Source organism: Pseudoalteromonas sp. P1-25 (assembly GCF_001401805.1).
Taxonomy (GTDB): Bacteria; Pseudomonadota; Gammaproteobacteria; order Enterobacterales; family Alteromonadaceae; genus Pseudoalteromonas.
On the sequence record NZ_LKDW01000024.1, the window covers coordinates 60,461 to 72,204 of the forward strand.

General features: G+C 40.8%; 13 protein-coding genes. 6 read left to right on the forward strand and 7 right to left on the reverse strand.

Annotated features, from left to right (window positions below):
• Window positions 1–73: 73 nt before the first annotated feature.
• Entirely contained in the window at window positions 74–1,441 is a 1,368-nt protein-coding gene (locus tag AN393_RS14330; RefSeq protein WP_055018449.1) for an alkaline phosphatase PhoX, read from the reverse strand.
• Between the two features lie 206 nt (window positions 1,442–1,647).
• Between AN393_RS14330 and AN393_RS14335 the strand changes: the two genes are divergently transcribed.
• Window positions 1,648–2,796, forward strand: coding sequence for a hypothetical protein (locus AN393_RS14335; RefSeq protein WP_055018450.1), 1,149 nt, complete (start codon window positions 1,648–1,650; stop codon window positions 2,794–2,796).
• 62 nt (window positions 2,797–2,858) lie between these two features.
• On the opposite strand, the gene AN393_RS14340 is transcribed toward AN393_RS14335, so the two are convergent.
• Window positions 2,859–3,536, reverse strand: coding sequence for a glutathione S-transferase family protein (locus tag AN393_RS14340; RefSeq protein ID WP_055018451.1), 678 nt, complete (start codon window positions 3,534–3,536; stop codon window positions 2,859–2,861).
• Window positions 3,537–3,874: 338 nt separating this feature from the next.
• On the opposite strand from AN393_RS14340, the gene AN393_RS14345 reads away from it, so the two are divergent.
• From AN393_RS14345 to AN393_RS14355, 3 genes are read left to right on the forward strand one after another with little or no spacing between them, the layout of a single operon-like run.
• Window positions 3,875–4,555, forward strand: a complete 681-nt coding sequence (locus AN393_RS14345) for a CsgG/HfaB family protein (protein WP_055018452.1) — start codon at window positions 3,875–3,877, stop codon at window positions 4,553–4,555.
• Window positions 4,555–4,902 carry a DUF4810 domain-containing protein gene (locus AN393_RS14350; RefSeq protein ID WP_055018453.1) on the forward strand — a complete coding sequence of 116 codons (348 nt, stop codon included), beginning with the start codon at window positions 4,555–4,557 and terminating at the stop codon, window positions 4,900–4,902. The genes AN393_RS14345 and AN393_RS14350 overlap by 1 nt, the downstream gene beginning before the upstream one ends.
• 1 nt (window position 4,903) lies before the next feature.
• The gene (locus AN393_RS14355) at window positions 4,904–5,581 is read left to right on the forward strand and encodes a DUF799 domain-containing protein (RefSeq protein WP_055018454.1); all 678 of its coding nucleotides are present in this window, start codon (window positions 4,904–4,906) and stop codon (window positions 5,579–5,581) included.
• A gap of 61 nt (window positions 5,582–5,642) precedes the next feature.
• Here AN393_RS14355 and AN393_RS14360 read toward each other — a convergent pair whose 3' ends face one another.
• The gene (locus AN393_RS14360; protein ID WP_055018455.1) at window positions 5,643–6,233 is read right to left on the reverse strand and encodes an ACP phosphodiesterase; all 591 of its coding nucleotides are present in this window, start codon (window positions 6,231–6,233) and stop codon (window positions 5,643–5,645) included.
• A gap of 407 nt (window positions 6,234–6,640) precedes the next feature.
• Between AN393_RS14360 and AN393_RS14365 the strand changes: the two genes are divergently transcribed.
• Window positions 6,641–7,873 carry a sodium:glutamate symporter gene (locus AN393_RS14365; protein ID WP_235576207.1) on the forward strand — a complete coding sequence of 411 codons (1,233 nt, stop codon included), beginning with the start codon at window positions 6,641–6,643 and terminating at the stop codon, window positions 7,871–7,873.
• 77 nt (window positions 7,874–7,950) lie between these two features.
• Here the strand turns inward: AN393_RS14365 and AN393_RS14370 are convergent, their stop codons facing one another.
• Together AN393_RS14370 and sodC are read right to left on the reverse strand one after the other, a co-directional pair.
• Window positions 7,951–8,184: a ChaB family protein gene (locus AN393_RS14370; RefSeq protein WP_055016386.1), complete on the reverse strand. Its 234-nt coding sequence runs from the start codon at window positions 8,182–8,184 to the stop codon at window positions 7,951–7,953.
• 13 nt (window positions 8,185–8,197) lie between these two features.
• On the reverse strand, window positions 8,198–8,767 hold the full coding sequence (gene sodC / locus AN393_RS14375) for a superoxide dismutase family protein (protein ID WP_082422745.1): 570 nt from the start codon (window positions 8,765–8,767) through the stop codon (window positions 8,198–8,200).
• A gap of 504 nt (window positions 8,768–9,271) precedes the next feature.
• Between sodC and AN393_RS14380 the strand changes: the two genes are divergently transcribed.
• Entirely contained in the window at window positions 9,272–9,517 is a 246-nt protein-coding gene (locus AN393_RS14380; RefSeq protein ID WP_055016387.1) for a DUF4235 domain-containing protein, read from the forward strand.
• 139 nt (window positions 9,518–9,656) lie between these two features.
• Here AN393_RS14380 and AN393_RS14385 read toward each other — a convergent pair whose 3' ends face one another.
• Together AN393_RS14385 and AN393_RS14390 are read right to left on the reverse strand one after the other, a co-directional pair.
• On the reverse strand, window positions 9,657–10,151 hold the full coding sequence (locus AN393_RS14385; RefSeq protein WP_055016388.1) for a hypothetical protein: 495 nt from the start codon (window positions 10,149–10,151) through the stop codon (window positions 9,657–9,659).
• Between the two features lie 212 nt (window positions 10,152–10,363).
• Window positions 10,364–11,596: a cytochrome C gene (locus AN393_RS14390; RefSeq protein ID WP_082422747.1), complete on the reverse strand. Its 1,233-nt coding sequence runs from the start codon at window positions 11,594–11,596 to the stop codon at window positions 10,364–10,366.
• Between the last annotated feature and the right edge of the window lie 148 nt (window positions 11,597–11,744).

The following is an 11,744-nucleotide window of genomic DNA, read 5'->3' on the forward strand; positions in this document are numbered from 1 at the left end:
GGTAAATCTACAAGGATTGTTAAAATACAAACGCCTAGTATAAGCATGCTAAGCGTTTGTATTTTTTACCGCTTTAAAGCTTAAAACTATCCCAAGGACCAGTAATAGCCAACGTTTTAGATGGCATGTATACATTTAAAAATAAGGTTTGCCCGTCAGGTGAAAAACACGCCCCAGCAAGCTCTGTTTGCGTATGCAATTTAGCAAAGTTATACACCTCTCCTTTAGGTGTTACCCCGCGTATATGGTTATTCACCGTATCAGTATATTGATCCTCACATACAATTAAATGCCCATTAGGCGCTACCGTTAAATTATCACCAAAGTTGTATAACGACTCGTTTGTACTTTCTACAAATAGTTGTATTTTGCCAGGTTCATTTTGCTCTAACTCAGTACCTTCGTTTTTTGATGGTGTGTACTTCATTACCTGACCTAACTGCTTTTTGCCCCCATTAGTACAGCAAAAATAAAGCTCATTTTTACCCCAATGTATCCCCTCTCCCCGTGCAAATAAGGCTGCGCCTTTTTTATAACCTTGCTTGCGTAAGTCATCATTTGGGCTTTTAGGGTCTGTAAGTGTTATCCATTCAACCAAAAGGTCGCTGTGAAGTGGCATGGCCGGAGAATCCCAATTTCGGCTATCAAACTGAGGCTGGTTTTTAATTACCATAGCTTGCAATGTGCCGCCTTTATTTAACTTATCGCGATGATGAGGAATAAACCGATAAAACAAACTATCGCCTCTATCTTCAGTTAAATAAACAATACCGGTTTGTGGGTCTATTGCTGCGGCTTCATGGTTAAATCGGCCCATATCATATAATGGCTCTGGCTTAATTAAGCCTTTGGCACTAGCTGGAACTTCAAAAATGTAACCATGATATTGTGACAAACCATCGCTTTTATCCATAACGGTTTCTTCGCACGTTAGCCAACTACCCCATGGTGTTACACCGCCTGAGCAGTTTCGTATTGTGCCACATAGCGATAAATATTCTTGCTCGCGTTTTTGCTCTTTTAAATTATAAATTATATGACTAGTGCCCCCAGGCAAAGCTACACCATTTTCAAGCGAATCATAGGCTAAGGGGCTTTTGTGATTACAAATTAAATCAGACGCTGTATCAATGTGTTTAGGCTGTAATTCATGATTACGGATAAGGGCTACGCGTTCGTTATCTAATGCAATACAGCCCATGCCATCAGCCCGATCGGGCACATCTAAACCATCATCCATTTTATCGCCAAGCTTAGATATAACCTGATAACTAAAGCCTTTAGGTAAATCTAATAAGGCCTGAGGATCGGCTATTAATGGACCATAAGCGGGCAGCTTAGTTGTTACTTCAGGTAAAGCAACATTACCCATTGCGCTGCGCGATAAGCCAATAAACGCAAGCGAGCCTGCACTTAATAAAAACTCTCTTCTAGAGACCATTATTTTATTCCCGTGTTTTTTATTAAATCTATAGTAAAGGAAATAACCCACTAAAAGTGCGGCGCTTTGCTAAATTCATTAAAATGTAATAATGTAACATTCCATCCGTACCAGATATCAGTTAATTCAACTTTAAATAATTGCCCTCACTGTTTAATAGTAGGATAGTAAGTTACTCAAATAACAACGGCTTAATTAGGAGTATCATGATCAAAGTATTACTAGCAACCAGCTTAATTGCCTCTTCATTCGCAGCTTTAAGTAATCCACTCACCGTTGAAGAACAACGCATCAGCAAAGCACAAACTGCAATGCCCGCCGTGTTAAACGCCTTTGATAAAGAAGTAACCAGCTTTGAGCAGCAGTTCAAAGCGCTCAATAACTTTAAAGAGGCCAAGCAGCTCATAAAAACCTATAGTTTTGAGCTGTGGGAAAGCGCTAAGCAATGCATTATTAAAACTAAAAACTACGACGATAGAGCACTTTACTGGGCGCGCCTGCTTTCAAGTAAAATAATACGTACAACCGCCGCAAAATTTGAGCTATCTGACGCGCAAATAAATACGCTGCTAAAAATGCTTGAAGAAGGCAGCCGAGGCCGCACCGATTTAGCTTTTTCATCAGGCAGTGATAAAAAGATTGTTCTAACCGGGTTTGACCCTTTTTTACTCGACAAAAATATCAACCAAAGTAACCCATCTGGGGTAGCCGCGTTGTTACTCGACGGCCAAGTTATTGATTACAATGGCGTTAGCGCCGAAATTAACACGGTTATGGTACCAGTACGCTACAAAGACTTTGACCAAGGCATAATAGAGTCTCTGCTTGCCCCCTACTATGCACTAAATAACGTTGACATGGTTGTAACGGTTAGCATGGGCAGAACCGAGTTTGATTTAGAGCACTTTCCGGGTAAACGCCGCAGTGTCACCGCGCCAGATAACGCTAATATTGTCTACGGCGGTACGCAAACAAGCCCTGTTATTCCTAAGCTAAATGGACGCCCCCTACCTGGTAATGAGTTTGTAAAATTTAGCCTACCTGTAAGCGCTATGCAAAAAGCCAAAGGCCCGTATAAAGTAATCGACAACCGCGAAGTCACTACACTTAATAAAACCTTTAAAGCGGGATCGTATGGCGTACTTAAGAACAGTGTTGCGGTAAATGGCGGCGGGGGTGGCTATTTATCTAACGAAATATCGTATCGCAGCATACGCCTACGTGACGAGCTTAATTCAAGCATACCTACCGGACATATCCATACTCCGCGTATACAACAGTTTGAACCAGAAACAGAAGCTAAAATAGTAGAACAGATTCAATCAATGCTAGAGCATAGCTTAGTAGCACTGTAGCAAAATTAAGGAATTAATACGCATAAAAAAGGGCAAAAATTGCCCTTTTTTACTTTTAAGCGTTAGCTCTTTGGGTAATTAGATGGGAAAAAAGCACGTTTGGCTTCTTCATCAAATTCTTTTTTAAAGGCGACATCGGTGCCAATTTTGCGTGCACGCGCAACCGCTGGTCGGCTATCAATGCTTTCAAACCAACGCTTTAAATTAGGGTATGGTGCAAGGGCTTCTTCACCAAGTACTACAGGGGCTTTATCAATCCAACCCCAAGCAGATACATCAGCAATAGTGTATTCATCACCCACTATAAAGTCGCGACCTTTAAGGTGTGTATCAAGCACTTCGTAATGGCGCTGCGCCTCACGCAAGTAGCGGTTTACTGCGTAATCAAGCCCTTCTGGCGCCATGTGTCTAAAATGAACACTTTGCCCTGAGTATGGGCCTAAACCCGATGCAATAAACATTAACCATGAAAGCATTTCGGCGCGATTCTCTGGCTTACCTGCTAACTTGCCGTGTTTTTCACTTAGGTACATTAATATAGCGTTCGAGTCAAACACACGGGTTTCACCATCAACAATGGCAGGTGCTTTTGCATTAGGATTAATGGCTTTAAACTCAGGTGTATGTTGCTCACCTTTTAAAGTATCAAGTGGTACAAGTTCAAACGGTAGGCCTGTTTCTTCTAAAAACAAAGCAACCTTCATTGGGTTAGGTGTATGGTGAAAATAAAATTTGATCATAAAACGCTCCTAAAAGTAGTAGCTACAATTAAAGCATAACTTGAGCAGTCGTTCAATTTATCTATTACCTTGACGGATTAATATATAGCTCACTTAAATAGCTATCAGTCCTAACTTCATATTTTTTAATTCAATAGTTAAAAGGTGAAGCAAGGTTGTAAGGGTTACACTTATTTCCCGGTTGATATATTGCTCTTAAATTAATAATAACATTGCGTTTACATGAATTATTGTTTATAAAGTCGCTTGGAATGGATTCTTGAACTTAAACTGGTTTTTCTTGTGCAAGCTCCTTTCTAGATTACTTCTGCATTTATTTAAACGGATATAAAAAACTTATGCGCATAAGCAATAAACACATTAAAACAATTATAATCTCTGCACTTACTGCATCTACTCTATCAGGCTGTGCAACTACATCATCAAAAGTAGTTGAAACACCAACGGTAGCAAGCTACAACACAACCTATTCTGGCACAAAAAGTAAATTAGTCGTAGGCCAATTTGTAAATCGCTCTAGCTTTCAAAACGGCATATTTTCTTCAGGACAAGACCGTTTAGGTAGCCAAGCCAAAACGACATTAATGAGCCATTTACAACAAACAAATCGCTTTAGCGTTTTAGATCGCGACAACATGGCTGCCCTTGCAGAAGAAGCAAAGTTAACAGGTACAAAACAAGTTCTTAGTGGTGCAAAGTTTGTAGTAACAGGCGATGTAACAGAGTTCGGTCGAAAAGCCATTGGCGATCGCCAACTATTTGGTTTATTAGGCAAAGGTAAATCGCAAATTGCCTATGCAAAAGTAACCTTAAATGTTGTTGATGTAACAACTTCAGAAGTAATTTACTCTGTTCAGGGCGCTGGCGAATACAGCTTATCGGAACGCGAAGTTATTGGCTTTGGTAGTACAGCTTCATACGATGCAACTTTAAATGGAAAAGTGCTCGATTTAGCGATTCGTGAAGTCGTTAATAAGCTTGTTACTGGTTTAGAATCAGGCCAATGGGGTGATAAATAATGAAAAAACTGTTATCTCTAATTATGGTTTGTGCAGCTCTAACAGGCTGTAATTCGACTAAAGAGCCAATTTATTACTATGGCGATTATAGCACTGCAGTTTATGCCTACTTAAAAGCAGATGAAGTGTCAGCTGAAGAACAAATTAGCATGCTTGAACAAATCATCAGCGAAGCCGCTGGTAAAAACAAACCTGTTGCGCCTGGCCTACATGCTCACTTGGGCATGCTTTATTTCGAAACAGGCAACCCCACTTTAGGTACAACTCACTTTGAAACAGAAAAAACACTTTTCCCTGAGTCTGTTCAATATATAGATTTCCTTCTAAAATCGGCGAAAGGTGCTTAATATGTTCAACTTTAAAACACTTACAACAATAGCGTTATTAGCACTACTTACTGGGTGTGTGTCGGCTCCACCAGCACACGACTACACAGCATTTAAACAAGCAGATCCGCATTCAGTAATTATTTTACCGCCATTAAATAATACACCTGAAGTTATAGCGCCTTACAGTGTTATGACACAAATGGTAGCCCCTATTGCTGAGTCTGGTTTTTACGTTTTTCCGGTAGCACTAGTTGAACAAACCTTCAAGGGCAATGGCCTTACGGTCGCAAGTGATGTACACCAAGTACCTGTAAAAAAACTACATGATATTTTTGGTGCTGACACTGCCCTTTATATTACCATTGAAGAATATGGTACTAGCTATGTTGTAATTTCTAGCGAAACCGCTGTAACTGTATCAGCTTCATTAGTTGATTTACGAAGTGGCGAGCAATTATGGCAAGGCAAAGCTAGAGCATCTTCGGCAGAGCAGCAAAATAATAGCGGCGGTGGGCTAGTCGGTATGCTTGTTGTGGCAGCTATTAATCAAATAGCAGAAACTGTGACTGATAAGGGATTTGAAATAGCCGCTATTACTTCAAGCCGCTTACTTTCTTCAGATGCTTACAACGGCTTATTATACGGACCTCGCTCACCTAATTATGGCCAACCAGCGCCGAGTGAAAAGAAAAAGTAACTAAAATAGCTATAAAAATTAAACTTAAAAGGCCGAACAACCTAGTGTCGTTGGGCCTTTTTTAATATATTTTTTCAAGCCCGCTCTCTTTTACATGCTCAATCAGCTCAGGAAAAAACGCTAAAAATACTGTTTCTAACTCATGGTAGTTTTGCGTTATATCATCAGCAGTACCAGCAAAGTTATTAGTAAAACGAATACGTTTGGCTATGTTATCGAGCGCAAGCCCTACCCCTTCTATCGTTTCGTACTCTTTAAACCAATCGTTTGTAATCATGCTGGTTACAACATGCTGCATGCGCGGTGGCATAACCGCTATGCGATCATTTAAAAGTGCGTAGCTGCTGTGTTTAAAATCATTTAAAGGGAGTTTGTTAAAGTGTTGCCAATGCCTAATTAAAAAATGATCAAACAGCACGTCAATCGCTACGCCTGCAAAGCGTTTTCGCTCGGGCGAAAAGTACTGTTTAGCGGATTTTACTAAATAGTGTGAGTCGGTAAACTTATCAACTAAGTAGTGATTTTCTAGTGCGTGTATAACGCTACTTGGCAGGTGCTGTGCATACCTGCGGCCGCCAAAGTCACCTAATAAATTGCCAAAGTGCGAATCGGCTGTAGGTTGTGCAAAATAAAGGTGAGCTAAATAATTCAACGCTATCCCAATGGGCTAAAACAAACTTAATTTAGCCAAATAGTAACGCACATTTAAGTGAAACTCACACGAGTGTTTAGCGCATCCCCTGTTTATTTACCTAACACTTTAGTTTGAAAATCATACAAAAACTCTGTAAAGCCGTCGCACTCAATTCAGCATAAAATATTTAAAATAGAATTATCAATCACTTAAAATTTAAAAGTTGCTGGAATATATATTGCTACCTAGCGTATTTAGCACTCAAACATGTATAGCTCTTTTTATTAGCGGGCAGTTTAAAGGAGCATAAAACACAGGTTAAATCAGTTATGGATATAGCTATATTTTTTAAGTCGTTACTATTACTAGCCTTTTTTTTAACGCTAGGTAATTTAATTAAGTACACATTTTTAAGGGGATTAATTGTGCCCTCCTCGTTAATTGCCGGCGTGTTGGCTCTTTTATTAGGGCCACAATTACTCGGTGAGCATATTAATTTGTCACTCCAAGGGACTAATTTATGGATAGATGAAAAGGTCACAAATATATGGAAGGAGTTACCTGGGTATTTAATTGTGGTGGTGTTTGCAGGTTTATTTTTAGGTAAAAAAATACCTACAATTAAGCAATCGCTAAATCAAAGCCTACCCAATTTAAGCTTTGGCTACAGCATTGCCATAGGCCAATATGTGGTCGGAATGATAACAGCATTATTAATACTAGCCCCTTTATTTGATACCAACGAAATTGCCGGTGCGCTTATTGCTGTGGGGTTTCAAGGCGGACATGGCACCGTAGCTGGCCTGCAATCCACTTTTGAGAGTATCGATTTTGCAAAAGGTATGGACTTGGGGCTAGGTATAGCAACAATAGGCCTTATAAGCGCCATCGTGTTAGGGACTATTATGTCTAATCGCACCGATGATGGCGACCAAGAGCTTGAAATTAGCCACGACGAAAAAGTAGAAGTAAAAGACCGCCCGTTTGGTCTGCACTTTGCTATTTTAGGCACTGTTGTTATTGTTGCTTGGCTTTTACTTAGCGGCTTACAAGTAGCCGAAAAAAGGCTTTTTGCCGATTCATCTGTAAAAATACTTGAGTACATGCCTTTATTCCCCATTGCCATGATGGTGGGTTTAGTGGTGCAAATAGCGCTTAATAAATCAGGCATGGGTAACTTAATTAGTCACTATCAAATAAACCTGCTTTCTAACCTCTCCCTCGATTTACTGATAATTGCCGCACTGGGGGCACTTAACTTATCGGTGCTTGCTAAATATTGGCAAAGTATTTTAATTTTAGGTGCGGTGGGGGTTGCTTATAGCGCAGCTATTTACTTTTTCTTTGGTGGGTGGTTTTTCCCTAAAGATTGGAAAGTGAGAGGGATTGGCGAGCTTGGGCAATCTATGGGCACCACGGCGGTTGGACTGTTAATGCTAAAACAGGCTACCTCGAACCCTAGTGAGCATATTCGCCCCTTTAGTTACAAACAACCGCTTTATGAGCCTGTGGTTGGCGGCGGTATTGTTACTGCGCTCGCACTTCCTGCCATTGCTAATTTTGGGCCGTGGGCATTTACTATTATTATGGCGTTTATATTAGCGTGTGTAGTAGGTGGTTTTGCCTTTTATAAACGCCGTAAGCACAAAAGCGAGTAGCCCAATTACGCTATAAAAAAGCCGCTACAAAAGTTGTAGCGGCTTTTTAAACGTTGGTTTTTTACTTTTACAAGTAACTAATTACTCGCCTTAACCCAGTTTCCATTATCATTTTTACTGTAGCTATTTTTAACAGCAGACCACGCCACTTTATGCGCTGTGGTTTCGCGATCGTCATCGTTTTTTCTATCGCTTGGGTCCTTATAGGTATCCCACGCGCTATTAAACGCCTCTTGGTATATCTCTTGGGCGTGTTTAGGTAAATTACTTTTTACCGACTCCGGTAACTCATTTGTATTTTGATAAGGCATAATAACCTCCGTATTACTTAATTACGCCGCACGCAACACGTTTACCGCCGCCACCCAGTTTCTTGGGTTCGTCGGCATAATTGTCGCCCCCTTTGTGGATCATCACTGCGTGTTGTTTAAGCTGCTCAAGCTTGAGCCTTGGGGCTAAAACAGGCGATGTAGCTTCGCCATCCTTATTTACATATAACGCAGGTAAATCGCCTAAGTGGCCATTACTCCACGGTTCATCGTGGTGTTTAGTACTGTTAGGATCAAAGTGCCCACCAGCAGCACCGGCAGGTACAACTTTACCGTCTTTTTGCTTTGGCTCGCAGCTAGCATATTGATGAACATGAAAGCCATGCTGCCCAGGCGTTAACCCCTTAAGCGCAGGGGTAAATACCACCCCATGCTCATTTTCTGTCAATGTAACGGTGCCAAGTAGCTCACCTTGCCCCGACTTACTTACTGCATGCATATCAACATCTACATTCGCCAATGCGCTATTTTGTAGCATTGCAGCGGTAAAAAATATGGCGCAAGCGGGTTTAAAAATTCGTGTTACGCTTTTACTACCAGATGAATTAAACAGTAAACTATTCATTGTAATCTCCTCGTAAAGTATCAGGTTTATAAATTACCGTGATTGCTTAGCTGTTAGGTTCAATCTTTATACCAAGCTCGCTATGGATGCATAATTTACCTACATAATACTTAACTCGCTGAATCATAATAAAATAATCAGCTATGGGAAATTATCAACTCGCCACTTTTAATCATACTGCGCAATTTTGCCAAAACGCTGTACAAAAACTGATGCATATTTACAAATAAAATGACAACTTTACAGGCCTAGCAGGCAACCCACGCTTTCCTAAATACCTTTGCGGTGGCTTAAAAAACAACTTAACCGCTAAGAAGCTAATTAGTTAACTTTACGCTAAGCCAGTAGCACAGCGCGTTTAATCAAATTACCCCCTCATACACAAACTAAAATAAACCATGCTCGCCACGCCCATTGCGCTGTCGGTATGCTAATTGCTCCACATACTAGTGTCATTAAACGGGTTATAGATGACCCTATCGTTATTAAACAATGGAGGGAATTATGAGTAACAAGCAACTAATTAAAACACTAGGTATAGGCCTAGCCGCTGCATCAGCTGGCATGTTGACCAGAAAAAGTTTACAAAAGTCGTGGGAAAAAGTAACCAATGAGCCAGCCCCAAAAGACAAGCCGAGTGAAAAAACTGATCTTAAAGAAGCCGTTACATGGGCTGTGGTGTCGGGCGTGGGTGCAGGCTTAGCAAGAATGGCCGTAAATTACGCGCTAGATAAACGAAAGCACAAATAACCCACCTAATAAGTGTAACTTTTCTAAAGCCCCTTATAGGGGTTTTTTAACGCTATAAATAAAGTGTGTCTAAAGACATTTAAAAATGAATAAAAAAAGGTGAAACTACGTTTCACCTTTCTGGCAATTCCTTTAACCATTATGCAGTAGAGACGTTGCTTGCCCCTGCATTGTTAAGAATTTCTTCAATTGCGTTTTTGTTATCGCTATCGTACTTAACGCCGATTAAAATAGAGCCCTTTTCAATCGCATCTTCATAATATTTAATTTCGTGCTCAGGGATAAATGCACCAATAGCAGCACCTAACGTGCCACCTACAGCAGCACCAGCGCCGCCCGCTGCAAAAGCAGCCACTAATGGACCAGCTACGAGCAAGCCTGCTCCACCTGTTGCCACGGTACCTACAGCAGTAAACCCGCCTACAAGAGCGGCAATAATACCACCTGAGGCAGCTCCTACAATGCCGCCCTCAGCCGCTTTAGTTCCCTCATCTAAAGCAAAATCTTCCTTTGCGTATGAGTCGTTGGCTACAATGCTTATATCAGCTTCATTAATACCTAATGCTTCTAACCTATAAATAGCCAGTGTTGCTTGCGATGCACTTTCAAATAACCCAGTAATAACCTTGCTCATAATAACTCCTTTATTTATTTAAAATAATACAGCTATTACTAAGCAAAACTTAAGCCACCAAAACAATAGATAAAAATCAATAACTTAAGTCAAACCCCATTCGCACACTCTTGTAAATAACGTAAATATTGCTAACTGTTGTAAAAAACTCCTACCTCATACATAAGGGTATTAACGCTTAGCAGCTCTCTATAACGTGTTAATAAACTCAATTACTGAGACCACGTAATTTCGGCTAATTGATTAGTAGCCGTTTGATGAATAATTAAGCCGTTATTGCCCATACGCATATGCCTAATTAAGCCAGAGTAAACCCCTTCTTTACTGGGAATTTGCCAGCTTTGCATGGTTTGAGTTTTTAAATCAAACCTAACTAGTGTTTCGGGGCGTTTAGCCGATTCATTAAACCAAATAGCATTATCGGCATACTCAATGGCATACGGGTGGCTGTTTGCGCCGCTGGGGTTATCCCACTGCGTTATTTTACCGTTTTTGGGGTTATAGCGGCCAAGTTTACCCATACCAGAGTTTACATAAAACACCATATCATCAGGCGTAATAGCAAGGCGCCTAGTATGTGTTTTAGCACCTGGGAGTTTTATTTCGCTAAGCTCCATGGTGTTTTTATCAACTCTAACCAGACAGTTACTGCCATTACACGACACCCACGGCGTCCCGTTTGAATCAAGCTTTATACCATAGGGCCGTGAGCCTTTAGTGGGTAAAGTAGCCAGTTTAATATCGCCACTTTTTGGGTCTAACTTGCCAACCATGTTGCTGTGCTGCAGGGTAAACCAAAAAATACCTGCGTTATCAAACACGCCAGTATGCGGGTCTCGGGCGTTTTTATCAGGCATTTTATACACTTTAAATTTTTCGGTCGTTAAATCTAAATACCCAACCGTGCCATTTTTATTGCCTAAAAACCAAGGGGTTTGATTTTTATCAAGCGACACACTGTGCGCATACGTACCACTTGGCAAAGTGTACTCTTTCATTTCACCGGTTTTAGGGTTTAACCTGCCTAAAATATTGCCCCACTGGCCAACCCACCAAATAAGCCCGTTTTCACCTTGCACAGGATCGCGAGCGCGCTGCCCAAGCGTAGGCACTTGCCAGTATTTAAAGCTAAGTTTTAAATCGCCTTTAACCACCGTTGACTCGCGCTTAGTGTTAACAGGGTAATGCTTTGCCAAATACGTGCTTATATCTTTACTAAGGGCCGTGCCTTCCCCTGTATCAATCATATAACTTGTGAGTGTTTGCCAATCCGCTTGGCTATAACCCGCACTGCGCTCTAGGTTATTTAAACTATGGCAACTGGCACAAAGCTGCTCAACTAATACCCCTGGCTCATTACTCAATACAGGCAGCGGGGCAGCTAAAGCCCCTAGCGTAGCCATTGCCACAACGTGTTTATTAAATAAAAATCGATTTTTACGCATAACGCCCTCCCTTGTTTTTAATATTAAAGCATAGGGCGAAAGTGTTTACTATGTGAGCACTTTTAGCTTTTAGCTTTTAGCTTTTAGCTTTTAGCTTTTAGCTTTTAGCTTTTAGCTTTTAGCTTTTAGCTTTTAGCTTTTAGCTTTT

Coding starts and splice junctions, on each gene's coding strand:
- AN393_RS14330 (WP_055018449.1), bottom strand. CDS start 1,441: ATGGTCTCTAGAAGAGAGTTTTTATTAAGTGCAGGCTCGCTTGCGTTT.
- AN393_RS14335 (WP_055018450.1), top strand. CDS start 1,648: ATGATCAAAGTATTACTAGCAACCAGCTTAATTGCCTCTTCATTCGCA.
- AN393_RS14340 (WP_055018451.1), bottom strand. CDS start 3,536: ATGATCAAATTTTATTTTCACCATACACCTAACCCAATGAAGGTTGCT.
- AN393_RS14345 (WP_055018452.1), top strand. CDS start 3,875: ATGCGCATAAGCAATAAACACATTAAAACAATTATAATCTCTGCACTT.
- AN393_RS14350 (WP_055018453.1), top strand. CDS start 4,555: ATGAAAAAACTGTTATCTCTAATTATGGTTTGTGCAGCTCTAACAGGC.
- AN393_RS14355 (WP_055018454.1), top strand. CDS start 4,904: ATGTTCAACTTTAAAACACTTACAACAATAGCGTTATTAGCACTACTT.
- AN393_RS14370 (WP_055016386.1), bottom strand. CDS start 8,184: ATGCCTTATCAAAATACAAATGAGTTACCGGAGTCGGTAAAAAGTAAT.
- sodC (WP_082422745.1), bottom strand. CDS start 8,767: ATGAATAGTTTACTGTTTAATTCATCTGGTAGTAAAAGCGTAACACGA.
- AN393_RS14380 (WP_055016387.1), top strand. CDS start 9,272: ATGAGTAACAAGCAACTAATTAAAACACTAGGTATAGGCCTAGCCGCT.
- AN393_RS14385 (WP_055016388.1), bottom strand. CDS start 10,151: ATGAGCAAGGTTATTACTGGGTTATTTGAAAGTGCATCGCAAGCAACA.
- AN393_RS14390 (WP_082422747.1), bottom strand. CDS start 11,596: ATGCGTAAAAATCGATTTTTATTTAATAAACACGTTGTGGCAATGGCT.